Annotated in this window: 17 protein-coding genes; 5 read left to right on the forward strand and 12 right to left on the reverse strand. The window is 41.4% G+C overall.

The features are described from left to right. Positions 1-505 precede the first annotated feature (505 nt). Positions 506-700, forward strand: a complete 195-nt coding sequence (locus BCU12_RS00320; RefSeq protein WP_102402424.1) for a hypothetical protein — start codon at positions 506-508, stop codon at positions 698-700. 107 nt (positions 701-807) lie between these two features. On the opposite strand, the gene groL is transcribed toward BCU12_RS00320, so the two are convergent. Both groL and BCU12_RS00330 read right to left on the reverse strand, forming a co-directional pair. Continuing rightward, positions 808-2,454 (reverse strand): chaperonin GroEL, encoded by a 1,647-nt coding sequence (groL, locus tag BCU12_RS00325; RefSeq protein ID WP_102402425.1) that lies wholly within the window; start codon positions 2,452-2,454, stop codon positions 808-810. A gap of 71 nt (positions 2,455-2,525) precedes the next feature. Further along, complete coding sequence (locus BCU12_RS00330; RefSeq protein ID WP_102402426.1) at positions 2,526-2,816, reverse strand: co-chaperone GroES; 291 nt, start codon at positions 2,814-2,816, stop codon at positions 2,526-2,528. Positions 2,817-3,076: 260 nt separating this feature from the next. Between BCU12_RS00330 and BCU12_RS00335 the strand changes: the two genes are divergently transcribed. Further along, entirely contained in the window at positions 3,077-3,694 is a 618-nt protein-coding gene (locus tag BCU12_RS00335) for a metalloregulator ArsR/SmtB family transcription factor (RefSeq protein WP_102402427.1), read from the forward strand. 62 nt (positions 3,695-3,756) lie between these two features. On the opposite strand, the gene BCU12_RS00340 is transcribed toward BCU12_RS00335, so the two are convergent. After that, positions 3,757-4,734, reverse strand: coding sequence for a diguanylate cyclase (locus tag BCU12_RS00340; protein ID WP_102402428.1), 978 nt, complete (start codon positions 4,732-4,734; stop codon positions 3,757-3,759). Beyond that, a complete protein-coding gene (locus tag BCU12_RS00345) occupies positions 4,731-5,672 on the reverse strand; it encodes a response regulator (RefSeq protein WP_102402429.1) in 942 nt (313 codons plus the stop codon). Before BCU12_RS00345 ends, BCU12_RS00340 begins: the two co-directional genes overlap by 4 nt. Positions 5,673-6,025: 353 nt before the next feature. Here BCU12_RS00345 and BCU12_RS00350 point away from each other — a divergent pair, with 353 nt between their 5' ends. Next, positions 6,026-6,367: a DUF3135 domain-containing protein gene (locus BCU12_RS00350; protein WP_102402430.1), complete on the forward strand. Its 342-nt coding sequence runs from the start codon at positions 6,026-6,028 to the stop codon at positions 6,365-6,367. An 87-nt stretch (positions 6,368-6,454) separates the two neighbouring features. Here the strand turns inward: BCU12_RS00350 and birA are convergent, their stop codons facing one another. Beyond that, on the reverse strand, positions 6,455-7,465 hold the full coding sequence (birA, locus tag BCU12_RS00355) for a bifunctional biotin--[acetyl-CoA-carboxylase] ligase/biotin operon repressor BirA (RefSeq protein ID WP_102402431.1): 1,011 nt from the start codon (positions 7,463-7,465) through the stop codon (positions 6,455-6,457). Next, positions 7,462-8,550 (reverse strand): UDP-N-acetylmuramate dehydrogenase, encoded by a 1,089-nt coding sequence (murB, locus tag BCU12_RS00360; RefSeq protein ID WP_102402432.1) that lies wholly within the window; start codon positions 8,548-8,550, stop codon positions 7,462-7,464. Before murB ends, birA begins: the two co-directional genes overlap by 4 nt. Positions 8,551-8,614: 64 nt before the next feature. Here murB and BCU12_RS00365 point away from each other — a divergent pair, with 64 nt between their 5' ends. Next, positions 8,615-9,076, forward strand: a complete 462-nt coding sequence (locus BCU12_RS00365) for a GNAT family N-acetyltransferase (protein WP_102402433.1) — start codon at positions 8,615-8,617, stop codon at positions 9,074-9,076. 126 nt (positions 9,077-9,202) lie between these two features. Next, entirely contained in the window at positions 9,203-10,543 is a 1,341-nt protein-coding gene (gene pssA, locus BCU12_RS00370; protein ID WP_102402434.1) for a CDP-diacylglycerol--serine O-phosphatidyltransferase, read from the forward strand. A gap of 94 nt (positions 10,544-10,637) precedes the next feature. Here the strand turns inward: pssA and BCU12_RS00375 are convergent, their stop codons facing one another. From BCU12_RS00375 to BCU12_RS00400, 6 genes are all read right to left on the reverse strand, one after another. Further along, entirely contained in the window at positions 10,638-12,569 is a 1,932-nt protein-coding gene (locus tag BCU12_RS00375) for a nucleoside-diphosphate sugar epimerase/dehydratase (protein WP_102402435.1), read from the reverse strand. An 80-nt stretch (positions 12,570-12,649) separates the two neighbouring features. Continuing rightward, a complete protein-coding gene (locus BCU12_RS00380; RefSeq protein WP_102402436.1) occupies positions 12,650-13,198 on the reverse strand; it encodes a sugar transferase in 549 nt (182 codons plus the stop codon). Continuing rightward, the gene (locus BCU12_RS00385; RefSeq protein ID WP_102402437.1) at positions 13,195-14,160 is read right to left on the reverse strand and encodes an SDR family oxidoreductase; all 966 of its coding nucleotides are present in this window, start codon (positions 14,158-14,160) and stop codon (positions 13,195-13,197) included. Before BCU12_RS00385 ends, BCU12_RS00380 begins: the two co-directional genes overlap by 4 nt. Before the next feature lie 4 nt (positions 14,161-14,164). Further along, complete coding sequence (locus BCU12_RS00390) at positions 14,165-15,310, reverse strand: glycosyltransferase family 4 protein (RefSeq protein WP_102402438.1); 1,146 nt, start codon at positions 15,308-15,310, stop codon at positions 14,165-14,167. Next, positions 15,310-16,896: an alginate lyase family protein gene (locus tag BCU12_RS00395; RefSeq protein ID WP_241909707.1), complete on the reverse strand. Its 1,587-nt coding sequence runs from the start codon at positions 16,894-16,896 to the stop codon at positions 15,310-15,312. The genes BCU12_RS00390 and BCU12_RS00395 overlap by 1 nt, the downstream gene beginning before the upstream one ends. A 79-nt stretch (positions 16,897-16,975) precedes the next feature. After that, positions 16,976-17,928: Gfo/Idh/MocA family oxidoreductase (locus BCU12_RS00400; protein WP_133153790.1), on the reverse strand; the 953-nt coding region annotated here is incomplete at its 5' end.

The raw sequence follows: 17,928 nt of genomic DNA on the forward strand, positions 1-17,928 counted from the left end.
TTATCCAAACTAATGCGATAAGCATCTAAGGTAATGAATAACTGCTTGGTTTCGACAATAGCTCTGATATGAGTGCAGCTTCTCTAGTATCAAAACAGATAGCGTATCAATATACTCTACAAGTGCTTCCACTCATTTCAAAGTGATGTTTTCAACCGCGATGCAACGAGCTGGTGCGGATGAACCAAAGGCAGCAGCTATTCTTGGTCACAAGCGAGGAAACACTATGATATATGTGGCGCATACCTGCATCGCCTCATCATGAACCAATGACTATCATCAAGAGGTTGACCATGTTGATGCAGTCCCACTAAACAATACAAAAGGGAACTTACTACGCTGCACAGCCAGACAAAACAACCTGGCTAAGAAAACATCTAAGCTAAAAGGGTTTAACGGTATACATCAGACTAAGTGGGGCTGGTACAAAGCATATGATGGTGAAGGAAGAAAGTTTGGCAAATACAACACAGCTAGAGAGACTGCTGAAGCTCGAGACGAATTAATGCTTGAAAAATATTATCACCGCTATTCAGGAGAAGAATTACATACTTATGGGTTTATTGACTGGAACTTCCCTGAAAATGTATATCATCCAAAACTGCTAAACGAATCTGAAGATTTCTTGTTTGATGAAATTCAAGGTGCAATATGCGATTCAAACTATGTATTGGAAAAAAATGGTTGGAATTGTCATTAAAAAAGGTATGCCAGTGTTTTCCAACTGGCATACCTCAGTGTCTACATCGGCGCATATAAATACTTATAAGCAATTGATTTAAAACACCTAAAAACCAAAATCTCGGATTACATCATGCCTGGCATACCGCCCATACCACCCATGCCGCCCATATCAGGCATTGCAGGGGCAGAATCTTGCGGCTTGTCAGTTACCATCGCTTCTGTTGTGATCATAAGACCTGCAACCGATGCTGCGAACTGAAGTGCTGAGCGAGTAACCTTCGTTGGATCTAGGATACCCATTTCAATCATATCGCCGTATTCGCCAGTTGCTGCATTGTAACCGTAGTTACCTTCACCAGCGCGTACGTTGTTAGCAACGACTGACTCTTCGTCACCTGCGTTCTTAGTGATTTGACGAATTGGTGCTTCCATCGCACGAAGTGCAACGCGGATACCGACGTTTTGCTCTTCGTTGCTACCTTCTAGGCCAACAACTTTAGATGCCGCGCGGATAAGTGCAACACCACCGCCAGCAACAACACCTTCTTCAACCGCTGCGCGAGTGGCGTGAAGCGCATCTTCTACGCGGTCTTTCTTCTCTTTCATTTCAACTTCAGTTGCTGCGCCAACTTTAATTACCGCAACACCACCAGCAAGTTTAGCAACACGCTCTTGAAGTTTCTCTTTGTCGTAGTCAGAGGTTGCTTCTTCGATTTGTTGACGAACTTGAGAAACGCGACCTTGGATCATCACTTCTTCACCCGCGCCATCGATGATGGTTGAGTTTTCTTTAGTGATAGTCACACGCTTAGCTTGACCTAGATCTTCTAGCGTTACTTTCTCAAGGTCTAAACCAATCTCTTCAGAGATAACCGTACCACCCGTTAGGATAGCGATATCTTGAAGCATAGCTTTACGGCGGTCACCGAAACCTGGAGCTTTAACAGCCGCTACTTTCACGATGCCACGCATGTTGTTCACAACAAGTGTTGCTAGCGCTTCGCCTTCTACATCTTCAGCGATGATAAGAAGTGGACGAGATGCTTTTGCTACCGCTTCTAGAGTCGGAAGAAGCTCACGGATGTTTGACACTTTCTTGTCGATAAGAAGGATGAATGGGCTTTCTAGATCAACTGAACCCGCTTCTTGGTTATTGATGAAGTAAGGAGACAGGTAACCACGGTCAAACTGCATGCCTTCAACAACGTCTAGCTCATCTTGTAGAGCCTGACCTTCTTCAACAGTAATAACACCGTCACGACCTACTTTTTCCATCGCTTCAGCAATGATGTTACCCACTGTCTCATCAGAGTTAGCAGAGATGGTTCCTACTTGAGCGATCGCTTTCGTGTCTTTACATTCAACAGACAGGTTCTTTAGTTCTTCAACCGCTGCGATAACTGCTTTATCAATACCGCGCTTAAGGTCCATTGGGTTCATACCCGCAGCAACCGCTTTAAGGCCTTCAGTAATGATTGATTGTGCAAGCACAGTCGCTGTTGTCGTTCCGTCACCCGCCGCATCGTTTGCTTGAGAAGCGACTTCTTTTACCATTTGTGCGCCCATGTTCTGGAACTTGTCTTCCAGTTCAATTTCACGTGCAACAGAAACACCATCTTTAGTGATCGTTGGTGCACCAAATGATTTGTCTAGAACAACGTTACGGCCTTTAGGACCTAGCGTTACTTTTACAGCGTCAGCCAGAACGTTAACACCTTCTAGCATTTTAACTCGTGCGTCATTACCAAATTTTACGTCTTTAGCAGCCATCTTTAATTTCCTTTCTAAAATCGATTGTCTTTTTCGTTGTGATTCAGAATCAACTATTCAACGAGTGCTTATTATTCAACAATTGCCATGATGTCGTTTTCAGACATGATCAACACTTCTTTACCGTCAATCTTTTCAGTTTTTGTGCCGTAGCCTTCTGCAAAGATAACCGTGTCGCCAACTTTGACATCCAAAGCTTGAACACTGCCGTTTTCTAGGATGCGGCCTTTACCTACAGCAACGATGGTACCGCGAGTTGATTTTTCTGCTGCAGAGCCTGTTAGCACGATGCCACCAGCAGATTTTGATTCAACTTCTTGGCGTTCTACGATAACTCGGTCGTGTAATGGACGAATGTTCATCGGTCGTCTCTCCTAAAAATTTCCATGAGGTTTGATAAATACTGGTACCTAGCCAATTTGGAAGGTGCGTCAGCTTGTGAAAGAGATGTGGGGGCGTTCAACAATTTACCAAGGGGTAAACAGCATTTTTTTGTGACCACTATTGCAAAATCTTACGATTGGAACGTCACTCTTCCATTCTTTTCATGAGATTCAACATAGTAAATTCTTTGCTTTATTAAATCGTTACGACATAATTAAAAAAAGGATGCGAGGAAGACATGAAAAGTAGCGAAAAAATACTGCAAACAATCAAAGAAAAAGGCGAGATAACCGCCAAGCAGTTAGCACTTGATCTAGAGATGACCACGATGGGGGCTCGCCAGCATTTGCAGATTTTGGAAGATGATGGGTTGCTTGAGTACCATGATCTCAAAGTCAAAGTTGGCAGACCTACAAGGCACTGGTCACTAACTGAGAAAGGGCATTCGCAGTTCGCAGACAGACATGGCGACTTAACCATTCAAATGATCGATGCCGTTGAGCGAATATTTGGCCAAGAAGGCATGGAAAAAGTGGCCGCTGAACGAGAAAAACAAACACTCATTGCTTACCAAAAACTGATCGCTGACAGCCAAACCTTAGAAGAGAAGCTCGTTAAACTGGTGCAACAGCGCCGCAGCGAAGGCTACATGGCTGAACTGGAATCACTGCAAGATGGTTTTTTATTGATTGAAAATCACTGCCCGATTTGCAAAGCAGCGATACGAAGCTCGGTACTCTGTGCTTCTGAGCTGAATGTTTTTCAAGCGTTACTGGGGGAAGATTATCAAGTCAATCGAACTGAGCATATCGTGCAAGGACAAAGACGCTGCGCCTACAAAATTGAACTTTGTTAACCCCACATTTTCTCTTACTTTACTCACCTGAGACGTGGCGTCTCGATTTGATAACCCAATCGCTATAGAGCAAGAGAACGAACGGTTGTCATATTTCGACCGTTATCTTTTGATTCGTACAGCATCGTATCGGCCGCTTCAATCCACTGTGTCGCAGTCTCTATCACTTCCCGATTGAACTCGCACACCCCTAGGCTAATGGTGTATTTGATAATGCCTTGGCTCGTTTTTATCTCACTTTCTTCAACACGCTTACGTAACCTCTCTGCAAAGTACAACGCTTGTTCATGGCACGTATTGGGCAGGAGTACTGCAAACTCTTCGCCACCATAGCGCCCAATAAAATCCGTTGTCCTTGACGTTTTCTGTGTCAATAACGCGGTGTGGCGAATCACTTCGTCTCCCGTGCTATGACCAAAGTTATCGTTAACACGCTTGAAGAAGTCGATATCAAACATAATCAATGTCGACACACGTTCATCATCAACCTTAAGCTTACTGCACTCATCAATTAACGCTTGTTCCCAACAGGCGCGATTCAATAATCCAGTTAAACCATCGATTCGACTTTTATGTTCAAGCTTTCTATTCGATTCATGCAGCAGCATCTTACTCTGAGCCACATCGGACACATCACTGATCATGACGCACAGGTGGGAAACTTTTCCAGAAAGAGAGCTTAGTGGAGTGATGACCATATTCTGATGCATCAAATCTAACCCTCGAGATGCAGGAGAGAAATTCTGAAATTCAAAGATATAGGAACGGTCTTCCCAAGAGGAGAATCCCTGTGTTTTTAACGAGATAGTGGCATTAAGCTTAGCCTCCATCCACGACTGAGGGAGGTCCGTACACACACTAAACAGCGGCTTATGTAAGATGTCTGCTGATGGAATGCCGCTATAAGACTGCATAAACCGATTCCAAGCCACCACCTTGAAGTCCAGATCTAGAACAAAAATACCGACATCCATCGTATCGATGACTTGGGTATACCAGTGAAGCTCTTCGACAACATCTAGGTTACTTTCCGGGCTCATATTGACTCCATAACTCGATTGATCACCAGTTCAGATGCTTGGTCAAACATAAACAAGACTTCACACTCGAAAGCCTGATCGTCACGATAGATAAATTCGAGGGCAAGTGTATCGTCTCCTAAGCAACTTGATTTCGCATACACTCGCGTATCCACGACTACAGGTTGTCGCAACGAGACGCTGACATCCATTTGTTCACACAATGAAGTCATGAATGAGGATACGAATAAGTTGGCTACGTTAAGCACGACTTCATTATATGAGTTGTCTTTACTCGAAAAACCTAATCGCTCCCCAATAGACGAAATGCCCTTTCCATGTAAACAAATCAGAGCTTCACCATGCATTCCACTCCCCACAAAGCGCTGAGTGACGGCTGTTACTTCATCTCGATACAAAGCATCTCGGAGCATCATATCCAACTCAGCTTTTTCAATCGTACTGACCGTTGGAATAGGAAGGTGAATGAATTCACCTAAGACGTTCGCTAATCCTGCAGCGCCTTGGCCTAAAGCGATGTTGGCGATCTCTTTAAATTTGATTTGCGGAGAGATGTCATCCACCCGAATGCCATTGGATTTAAAGATCAGGCCTAAACGAGTGAATATTTCTGCTGCGTGGGAGTTAGAGAATGGTTTTTGAATAAAGGTGTAAGCCCCCAAATCCATGCAGCGAGCGACAGCTTGACCTTGTACATCACCGGAAACGACCACCACTTTAGTGGGGTAATCATGTGGCATTTGCTGCAACACTTGATAGCCATCCATTTCTGGCATGGTTAAGTCCAGAAACATGACGTCGATTGATTTGGTGCTCAATTGAGCGAGGGCTTGCTGCCCATTTTCAGCAAATAATATCTGTTGATTCGGTATTAACTCGATACTTTTGGCAAGCACTTTTCGCGCTAATGCAGAGTCATCGCAGATGAGAATATTCATGATAAGGGGCTATTTAGCTTCACTCGTTTTTAGAACGAGAGTTTACAATTCAAGTTCTTATGAAATATTTGGAATGAAAATCACTCCTGTTAAGTGCGATCAATACACCAAGTAAAAACGAGGGTAAAGATATCGATTATAAAACTCGCACTTTGCTCATGTTTATTTCAATTTTTCACTGTATATTCACAAAACTCAGCAATGGCTCGAAAAGAAATAAGCACGTTATCGTTTAAAAAACAGGCGTCTCAAAGGTGAGAATGGCGACTTTCGTTCAATCTTTAATCTATTTCATCGCGTACGCTTAAGGTAGTGTTGATAAATCAATCATCACTGAGATAGAGGAAATGGATATGAATGCTTCCCCTTTGAACCAAACTCTTCCGCCTTTTGATGAGTTGGTGGATTTAGCGAAATACCACCCAGACGCCTTTGTTCAATTTAAAAAAGAGATGTGTGAGGAGATGATTCTCTCCGCTTCAGAAGAAATGCAGGATAGGTTGTGGGCTCAGCAAAGTCATATTGATCGAGTCGTAGACCGCTGTAAAAACCCGATTCAGGCTAATGTGGTGTTAATGAAGGAGCTATCACAGCAAGTATATCGCTTTCGAAGCGTGCTCGATGGCCATGATGAAGACGTTCAAAAGACGGCCGATATTATTCCGTTTCGCCCAAAAGATGAGAATTGGCGATAGTCTGACTGACTATCATCTATTCTAGAACTTGGCACTAGCATAACGACTGTAAACCAAACCCTTCATCGTATTCAGTGCCAACAGTCTTTAATCTGCTTCATTGTTCCGCAATGAAATCTCACCACCAATAAAGCTCTCAATTCCTTGAGCTGTTTTTAGCAAGACTGCACCTTGAGCATCGATACCTTGAGCAATGCCTTCAATTTCTCGAGAGCCCATGATCAATTTAACCTTACGACCTAAGAAGTTATCCAAACGATTCCATCGCTCGACAAACCCATTCATACCTCTTAACTCGTAATCATCAAGTGCACAATGCAGGGTATTCACTAAGGTTGCTGCGAGTTCATTGCGTTCAAACTTAGCCAAGTGCTGATTCGGTTGAGATTCACAGACTTGAGACAAGCTTACCCAAGGTTGGGTAATGTTTTGAGTGACAGAGTGAGACGATCCTTGTTCATCGGTGACCATATTGAGGTTGATACCCATACCAATAACCAAGTTGGCTGCAGCACCTGCCTGACCAGACATCTCGACGAGAATACCCGCTAATTTTTTATCTTCAAAGTACAGGTCATTTGGCCACTTTAATTTAACCCCATTGATACCGAGCTTTTCTAGTGCCTCGACAATGGCGACACCAACAACGAGACTTAGCCCCATGGCAGCCGCCATGCCAGCATCTAAGCGCCAGTAAATAGATAAATAGAGGTTGCTACCAAATGGTGATACCCATTCACGACCGCGTCGACCTCGTCCTTTAGCCTGATATTCAGCGATGCAGGCCGTGCCAGACTTGAGCTCTTCCACCCGGTCAAGGAGATATTGATTGGTAGAGTCAATGATGGGGACGAGCTCTAAAGGTGTTTTTACTTTTGATTTCAACAAAGCGTCATCAAGTAGCTGCATTGGTTGCGAAAGCTGATAACCCTTACCTTGCACGCTAAATATGTCGACACCCCAGGCTTGAATACCTTTAATGTGCTTACTGATAGCGGCGCGTGAAATGCCTAGCTTGTCACCTAGCTCTTGGCCTGAATGAAAGCCACCTTGCGACAATGTTTTGAGTATCGTTAGCTTAACACTGTGATCTTTCATGCTTCACTCTCCACGCCGCTCTTCGTTGACAAAATATCGGTTAAACACGTTTCCTCTTTTGCTCCCATGAATCGAACTTCATGCTCTAATTCAATTTGATACTTCTCCCAAACACTGTGACGAACCTTAGCGGCAAGCATCACCACATCGTCTGCAGTCGCCTTGTTTTGGTTAACTATCACCAATGCTTGCTTAGGATGAACTTGCGCGCCACCCACCATCTCACCCTTTAAGCCACATTGGTCGATCAACCACCCAGCGGCAATCTTCATCGCAGAGTGCCCATGCTCATCATTCGCTGGGTATGCCACAACTTCAGGGTATTTTGATTGTAATTTTTGGAAGTGATCCAACCCGATTATAGGGTTTTTAAAAAAGCTACCAGCGTTACCGATCTCGTCTGGGTTAGGCAGTTTTTCGAGGCGCACCTGACACACGCAATCGAAAATCTGTTTTGAGGTGACGGTTGCAAAGTCAAATCCTTTTAGAGGGCCATAACCAATATTAGGTTGCCATTGCTTACTTAGCTTAAGACCAATAGCAACGACAATGACTCGTTGGTACATATGATGCTTGAAAATAGAATCGCGATAGCCGAATAAACAATCGGCATTTCTTAGTCTTTTCACCTCAAAGGTTTCAAGGCAAAGAACATCTACGTATTCACAAACATCTTTAAACTCCACACCGTACGCGCCAATATTCTGGATAGGAGCAGAACCTGCGCAGCCCGGAATAAGAGCTAAGTTTTCAAGACCGTTGTAACCGTGTTCGACACACCACTTCACTAACTCGGGCCAGTCTTCTCCACCTTGTACATGTAGATGGAAATCACTGCCTAATTCTGTTACCTCTATCCCCATAAGCCTATTGATCAACACCAGCCCCTGAAAGTGTTCGGTAAAAAGAATATTACTGCCCTTTCCTAACATAAGCTTCGGCGTCGACTGCCAATGCTTAGATTGATAAATCTCTTTCAGTTGGGAAACAGACGAGATCTCAATCATATGATCACAGTGCTGTTCGATAGCAAAGGTATGAAATGAGCGAAGGTTAGCGTTCGATAGGGATTGCATGGCATTCATCAGGTAACTTAAACTGCCACCATTCTACATGACATCAATACGATTAGATAAGAGGAAGGTCAGAATGAGTCAGCCACACAGATCACAACCGGCACTTTCAGAGCTGACAATCGCCGTTTTGCCGACGATAAAAGTTCCTATAGTTAATAAGATTTACAAAGACTATTACCCTTCTGGTAAAGCAAAGAAAGATGAACATATCGTCACGGCTTCATCGCTAGGTTCTATCGTGGCTATGGTTCGCTTTCGTCATATTGAGCAATACCGCTTGTTGACTGGAATGCTCGTTATCCCAGAGATGCGTGAACTTGGTGTTGGGCATCAATTACTTGAATATTGCCAAGAGAATGAGTTAACCAGCAGTGACTATTGCTTCGCATACACCCATCTAGAAAGCTTCTACAAACAACATCACTTTTGCACTATAGAGCCCGCTGATTTGCCGAATAGCTTAAAAAACCTTTTCGAGCGTTACGTAAATAGTGGTAGAAGTCTCATTCCCATGCAGTTTCAGGTTGATATTTAAGCAACTAGGCGCCTTTTCTGGTAAACGATAGTTTAAGTTTGGTAATATTCGTCTCTTGCTAATTTTTGTTCTGGTTATAGCGTTATATAGCCAAGATTGCTTAACGATTAAGGTGATACATCCGACATGATGGTCAATAAGAATCCATTAACTCAACTGCCTACCCTTGCCCTAGAGCCAGAGAATTTTGATGTTCTCTATTCTGCGCAAGAGTTTCGAACTCGCGTTATTAAAGCGATTCAGGAGGCAAGTACACGGATTTATCTTGTTGCTCTCTACCTTGAAGATGATGAAGCGGGTCGAGAAATCTTAACTGAGCTGTATAAAGCCAAGCAGAAGAATCCAGATCTTGATGTAAATGTTTGTGTGGATTGGCACCGTGCACAGCGTGGGCTAATTGGCGCCGCACCGTCAGAAACCAATGCGGCGATGTACCAGTCGATGGCAGAGCAATATGTGCATAAGATACCTGTTTATGGCGTACCTGTTCGAGGCAAGGAAGTCTTTGGTGTGCTTCACCTCAAAGGATCGATCATTGATGATGAGGTTATCTATAGCGGAGCGAGCTTAAACAACATTTACCTGCACTATCAAGACCGCTACCGATTTGATCGCTATCATGTTCTTAAACACTCTGCTTTAGCAGACAGTATGGTTCATTTCATTCGTGATGCCCTTATTGAGCACCCTGCAGTGAACAACTTAGCTACAGAGGTAAAGCCTGCGACGAAAGACATAAAGGTTGATATTAGGCAGCTACGAGCTTCACTCGCACAGTCTCGTTATCACTTTGAACCAGAGTCCGTTAGTAATGAACAAGTCGCGGTTACACCGCTAATCGGTGTAGGTAAGAGACGCAATAAGCTCAATACCAGCATCAATCAACTTCTTGCCCAAGCACAGGATGAGATATTTATCTGCACGCCTTACTTCAATTTCCCACCCAGCGTGGCAAAGGAAGTAAAAAAGGCCATCAAACGCGGTGTAAAGGTAACAATTGTAGTAGGTGATAAAACAGCGAATGATTTCTATATCTCACCAGAAGAGTCATTTAAGACCATTGGTGGCCTGCCATACCTTTATGAAATGAACCTCCGTCGATTTGCAAAAGCGAACGAGGCACACATAGCAAGCCGTCAACTTTCAATCCACTTATGGAAACATGATAGCAATAGCTTCCACTTGAAAGGTATCTGGATCGATAAACGCTACATGCTTCTCACGGGTAACAACCTAAACCCACGAGCGTGGAAGCTAGATCTAGAAAATGCTATCTTAGTTCAAGACAATTATGGACACCTCACCGATAAGTTTGAACTTGAGGTTGAAAATATCCTAAAGCATACGGAAATGATATGTGCTTATCGACAGCTTGAAAAGATAGAGCACTACCCCACAGAAGTACAAAAGTTAATCCGTAAGGTTACTAGAGTTAAAGCTGATCGAGTGTTGAAGCAAATTTTGTAGGGATTAGATTTATCCAAGACACATCATTATCACGGCTAGAAAACATAAAAGGCTCCTTTAACAGGAGCCTTTTTACTTGATAACCATTTTCAAACTAATGGATAACTTCTTCATCACCCTCACAATGCTGAGCTTTCCAAACAAGGTCACCTATACCATCTGTAGGGTTAAAGTCTGTCGGAGCGTCAAGCAAAAGCTGGCGGATTTTGTCATGATCAAATTCATGGCAAGCAGCATCGAGGGCGTCTATTAACTTGTTATAATCTGCCATCGATAAAAAGCGTTCATTTGCAGTCATAATCCTTTCATGGGCTGTTTGTCCAACATTATCTCCAATCAATAGCTCTTCAAATAATTTTTCTCCTGGACGAAGTCCTGAAAATTCAATACCTATATCACCGTACGGATTTTCTTCGGTTTTCACTTCTAGGCCAGACAACTGAATTAGGTTCTCAGCCAGATCTGTTATTTTAACGGGCTCTCCCATATCAAGCACAAACACATCGCCGCCTTTACCCATTGCCCCAGCTTGAATAACTAATTGAGCAGCTTCAGGAATAGTCATAAAGTATCGGATAATATCAGGATGAGTAACAGTGACTGGGCCACCTTTTTCAATTTGGTTTTTAAATAATGGAATGACAGAACCAGAAGAGCCGAGTACGTTACCAAATCGAACCATACAAAATCGAGTACCACCTGATTTAGAGCCCTCTTGCTCAGCGAGAGCTTGTAAGCCCAATTCTGCCACTCGTTTTGTTGTCCCCATAACGTTGGTTGGTCTAACAGCTTTGTCTGTTGAGATGAGAACAAATGACTCTACATTGGCTTCAATTGCTGCCTTCGCCGTGTAATAAGTACCAAACACATTATTTCGAACACCTTCGACGACATTAAACTCAACCAAAGGAACATGCTTATATGCTGCGGCATGGTAGACGGTTTGAACATTAAAGCTGCACATTACCGTAGCTAGTCGGTTAACCCTTTGCACAGAACCGAGCAATGGGACAATTTCAACATCTATACCCTTACTCTCAGCTAAGTGAGTAAGTTCTCGCTCAATCTGGTATAAGCCAAACTCGGAAAGCTCAAAGAGTACTAATACTCTAGGCTGGTTGTGCAGAATTTGACGGCATAGTTCAGAGCCGATTGAGCCTCCGGCCCCTGTTACCATAACGGTCTTGTCCTTAATATTAGCTTCCATCAAAACCTGTTGAGGAGCTACAGAATCTCGACCTAATAAATCATCAATAGCGACGTCTTTTAGCTCATCAATTTGAGCCTTACCTTCGACAATGTCTTTCATATCAGGGACAGTCAAAACCTCTGCGGAAAGGTGTACAAGGGCATCCAAAATTTCTTTGCGCCTAGATCTTGAAGCACTTGGCACTGCAAGTAATACTTGGTTAACGCTGTGTTTTTCAACTAAGCTATCAGCTCGACTAATATCTTTTACTTTGAGCCCCATAATAATAGTGTTTTCTAAAGTTCTATCTTCATCAATAAAACCAATTACTCTATGAGTCTCGGACGATCTTAACGCTAAAGCCAATTGGCGCCCTGCTGCTCCGGCACCATAAATCAAAACATTTGTCTTCCCTTTACTACCTATTTCCGAGACCAGCACTCTTATAACAAGTCTTGAGCCGCCGCTTAATAAGCAAAGGAAAGCTCCATAAATAATAGGGACAGAACGAGGTACAGATGCATCGAGATAGAAAGCAAGAATTGCCACCGCTGCCGCTGATATGGCGGTTCCAATGCTAACAACCGCCAATGCGTGAAACGTTAAATAACGTAATACAGCTCGATACAAGCCAAGTTTAGTATAAGCTAGAATAGTAACTACTAAGGTCCCCAACACAACATACTGCGTTGATACATCATCTAAAGGCTTTATATGTCCTATTCGTGTCCAATATGCCGCATGAAACGAAACCACAATAAAAACTATATCAATAAAGACACTGATTAAGCGCTTGTGCACTCGTGACAAATTCCAAAAAAAATTAAGCCTAGCCATTATAATACTCTTAATAAAACTAACGCCAGTATTGTACTGGCGTTAGTTTTGATTGTCTCTAAGAAGACTCACTGAAATAATTACTTTACAGCATCTCCACTGCCACTACCTATTGCAGTCATCGCAATATACTTAAAATAGACGATGACAGTCAATGTATCAATCATCTGTTTATCTGTGTTGGCCAGCAAAACAGGAGTAGACATATCGATATTTTTCACTTGAGCTAAACCTGTAACACCAGGCAAAACTTCATAGACCCCTAGTGCATCACGCTCTTTAATAAGTTCTTCTTGATTATAAAGGTTGGGGCGAGGACCAACTAAGCTCATATCTCCTTTTAAGACATTGATTAGCTGCGGTAGTTCATCGATTTTGCTTTTTCGTAAAAACACACCTAGTCTAGTGATCGATGTGTTATTTGCTAAATGGCTTGCAACCGATTTAGTTTCAAGTGACATAGTACGAAATTTTATTAGCTTGAAAGGTTTTTTGTTACGGCCTACTCGCTCTTGTATAAAAATGGGTGAACCAGTATCAAATATTCCAATAATAGTAACAACTAGTATTACAGGCCAAAGAAATAGCAAACCTAAGAAAGACATTATAATATCAATTATGCGAATCATTTATTTTTACCTTGTAATGCCAAAATATAACTTGCAGTTTCCTTAAATCCATCTTTCAAGGTTTGAGGAGGCTCCCAATCCAGTGTTTTTTTCGTATGATTAATATCGACTTGTAAGGAACCTGTTAAACGTCTTATTACATCTTCCTTTTTGAGTAATTTACCAACTAGTTTAAGGCTCCATAATGGAACCAAAAAATGGCAAGAAGACTTTCCTAGAGCCTCGCTCATCTTCTTCACCATTTCAGATGTAGAAATATCATGATCATCTGATACAAGAAACACTTGATTGACAGCGTTGGTATGCTCTATACACGTAATGATCAAATCCACTAGATTCCTAACCGAAACTAAGCTCCGAGCATTATGCGTAAGGCAGCCGAATGGAGTAGGAAAACCTCTAGATACAAATTTCATCAGTGAGGCAAAATTGGCTTTAACACCGACACCATAAACTAATGTAGGGCGAATAATCACAACTTCTAACCCAGTTTTTATAGCTAAGTCTAATAGCTGTTCTTCAGCTTCTGACTTCGACTGCCCATAACAGTCTTTAGGTGCACGAGGGTCATCATATCTAAATGGTTTACCTGGTTTGGATAACTCCCCATTAACTTTGATACTACTAATAAAAATAAAACGCTTTACACCCGATTCAACAGCTTGTTTTGCTAAATTAAGTGTACCAGCCGTATTTACTTCTCTATAATCATTTAACGGGCTATTAGATCCATCATTCATAACATGAACACGGGCTGCGCAGTGGATAATACACTCGACCCCTTTCAAGCTCTCAGTGTAATCTGATGTGCTATGAATATTTTCTTGATAGAATGAAAATCGCTCTGATTTTGAAATGTTTGACTCGTTTCTATCAACAAAAACTAAGTTATACTTTTCTGGGATTTCAGGCACTAACGAAGCCCCTAAGAAGCCACCAGATCCAGTTATTAATATTCTCATTTCTCTACACCATACGATAGACAGATTCAGACAATTTTCTCATTATTTGGTTACGCTGAAATTTTTTGATAAACATTGTTCTGTCTGTTACGTTCAACGAGAGCCTCCTTAAACAATTGGAAGCCTCTATATGATTACTCGGGCTAAAAACTTCAGTATTCAACAACTCCTCATTACAAAACTTTGCAGCATAACCAGATACACCTGCGAGAATCGGTTTGCCTGTTGCCCCATATTCAAAAAGCTTTGATGGCAGGACCTTCTTGAAAGCATCATAATCGTTTAAATGAAGGAACAAAACATCTGCATTTTTATATTCCTTATTTAGTTGTGAACGAATTATAGGTGGGAGTATTACTACATTACTTAGACTTTGACACGATTTGACAAGTTCGACTTTCCTACTGCCGTCACCGATCACCTTGAATTGATAATCCGGTGAGTTTCTAGCTAATGATGGTAATATAGTATGTAAACCTTGCCCTTCACCAATATTCCCTGCGTATAAAACAGTTTTTTTATTTAGTACTTCAACTTTAGAAAAGTCTATACCCATAAATTCACTGTCAATACCATTAGTCAGAAAGGAATACGATTTACACCTAAATTTAGATTTAAAGTATTCCTCAAAACCTCGTGACACCAAATTAATATGACTTGCGTTATTGAATGTATAGTTCTCTATAAGAGATAAAAAAGGGGAAATCATTCTAAATAGCTTAGGATTCAATACATCAGATAACGTATCTAGAAAAATGTCTCTAACATCAAGGTAAATAGGAATAGACTTGCTCCTGGCCACGCGTGTACCTAAAAATGCAGTGAAAAGCCGGGAGCTTGTAGCATACACAAGATCATATTTTTCTTTCTTAACTAGCTGTGAAACTTGTCTATAAAAGCTAAAAAAAGAAACAATCTGATCTAGCATACCACTCTTATGAGAAGGTAGTTCCAATCTGTAAACTGATAGATTATCATTTTTTTCTGATTGAGCTGCATTAGACTTTAATGACGCATAGCGATTGGGTAAAGTTGTAACTACATCTATATCAATGTCCATTTTGCTCAACTCATCTATTAGAGCTGAAGTTCTAAATGAGCCAGCAGATAAATCCGGAGTATAGTAAAAAGATAAAACTAAAATTTTCATTAGTATTTCACTGTAATTGTTAAAGATTGATTAGCTATTGGATAGATAAGCTTCTTATTTCTAATCGACTTACCAAACTCTGGATACCACATAGAGTCTAATACCTTGACCCGGCAATCACTTTCAATTATCACTTTGCGAGAGTTAGGTAACGTCAACAATACATTATGCGTACTACTCGTGACCATAATATCTGGGTGTATATGTAAAAATGCGAAAGCAGACTCTACTTCACCAAGCAACCTGTCTGTTATTGATAGCTCAGACGCAGAAAAGCTCCACTCTCTATGGTGGATGACCTTGCCTTTTAGTCTTTTATAACCATCATGGGAAGCAGATACTAGTAGTGATGACTTTCCTTGCTGAATGGATTTCAAGGTTGGATTAGCTCTACGAGCGACTCGAAATCCTCCCCATACCTCTGAAGAATCAAAGCCATCAACTTCAACGGTATTATGTGCTGCTGTCTTACGTTGATTTAAACGCTCTTCACTGACACCATAAACACCTGTGCCGCTATTAACAAATACCCTATAGCCATAGAGGCTGGCTTCGAAACTCAACGTGTCAGCATGACCATGACCAGGAATATAATCAGGGCCTATTTTCGCAACATCCAAGATAGCTTTCAAGTTTTTAGCATTAACGACTACATAACCAGCGTCAGAGTAATGCTTATAACATAAAGTATCGACTAGCTCTTCACACCTCTGATACGTAATATCAAGCTTACCAGCATATTCAACCAAGTCACTGGTCCTACCAGACACCCCTGTAGCAGAATCATTAAACGAAGAAACATCACCATCTGGATGATTCATACTTGATGAATAACATAACATTTTTTTGATTAATTGCTTCCAATAACCCTTACGAGCCAACAACTCTTCATGACCAAATGTTAATGCCAGATTATAAAGGTCCAACATATCAGCCAATATAATATTATGGTACATAGGAGAAAGCTCAAAGTTACTCCCATCTTCTGATATTTGTTCTGGGATTTCCCTATCTAGGATTCTCAAGCCTTTCAGCAACCACTCTTTTGAACGTAAATCATCGAAGTAACATCCTGCAAAAACCAATGCTTTTCCATTCTCAAACAAATGATTTCCAAGTAAATGATATTCAATATTATGCCGTAAGTAGTGGGCTTGTTGATATAAACTTTCATCATAACCACTAGTGGGTAAGTCAAAACAAAGGAAATATTTTATCCAGTTTACTATTCTTAATGAAGATGGGTACGGCTCCCACCCATTACCTACACCAACAGGGTTTTCAGCAACCCATTTGTTAATCAAATTTACATGAATAACTTGCCTTTCAATTGCACCTAATGCATTTAAGTCATCGAAATAATGCAGATTATAGAGCCACAACTTAGACTGGTTCTCGTCATTCCAATGTGTTAAATTTGAAACCTCATTCAAAAAAGAAAACTGACCGTCTCTATAGGAGGATGCCAAAAATTCACAGCGAATCCATTCGGCTTTAGGGACAGATTTGCTTATTTGTATATTCCTAAGGCGGGGAGTGTAATTTAACTTTCGATAAAGTCGGTTGAAAATTTGAATTGGTCTCAAATGTCGGACCGTATAAAATAATCTAGTTAATTTATTCATATTAATAAAGGGACTAAACTAGCCCCCAACTCTATATAGTCTATTTTAAGCTCTCTGCGACTTGACAACTAACCCGCGCAACTTCAATTATCTCTTCGAATGGTATTGGTGAGGGTTTACCTTGACGAATACTCTCAACAAAAGCTTGGCTACAATTTTCTTGACCTTTATCCTGAGAGATTAACTTATTTTTTGAAAAGCCTTTCCAGCCAAATCCTATCAATTTTCGAAAGTTATCAAGCTGAAGTACTGCATCATTAGCAAATACTTCAATTCGTTCTTTGGGGAAAGCCTTACCGCCATTTGAAAAATAGTGAATAGTACCGATGGATCCATCTTCGAATGAAAGTGTAATACTCGCTTTATCCTCTCGAACAGCTACGCCAGGAGCTTCTCCAATGCACATAGCAGTAAAACCGGTAATTTTAGAACCCACTAAGTGACGCATTAGGTCGATATAATGACAAGCCTCACCAATTATGCGCCCACCACCGATGTTAAGGTCCTGTGTCCAGTGATCAGCAGGAATGTGGCCTGCATTCATCGTCATTATAAAAGTCTTAGGTCCTGATACTGAAGAAAGAAGCGTCTTCATTTTAATAATCTGTGGTGCAAAGCGACGATTGTAACCAACCATAAGACGAGGTTTATCTTCAAGTTCATTGTAAAGGCTAACAATGGCGTCAACTTCACCTTCATTTAGGGCTAACGGTTTTTCTACAAAAACATTCTTACCAGCCCTTAAAGCACTAATCGTCTGTTCTGCATGAAGATTATGCTGAGTTGCAATAACTACTGTATTCGTAATTTTATCTACCATCGCTTCTGAAAAATCTGTCGATGCTTTCAAAAAACCATGTTTTTTCCCATGATGAATGGCACTCACTCCGCCGCTTGTTACGACGGTATTTAACTTCGCACCAGAACTCTTGAATACAGGAAAGAGAACGCGTGAAGCATAATTCCCTGCTCCCACGAAAGTACAAATCGCAT

This window comes from Vibrio sp. 10N.261.55.A7, from assembly GCF_002877365.1.
Lineage (GTDB): Bacteria > Pseudomonadota > Gammaproteobacteria > Enterobacterales > Vibrionaceae > Vibrio.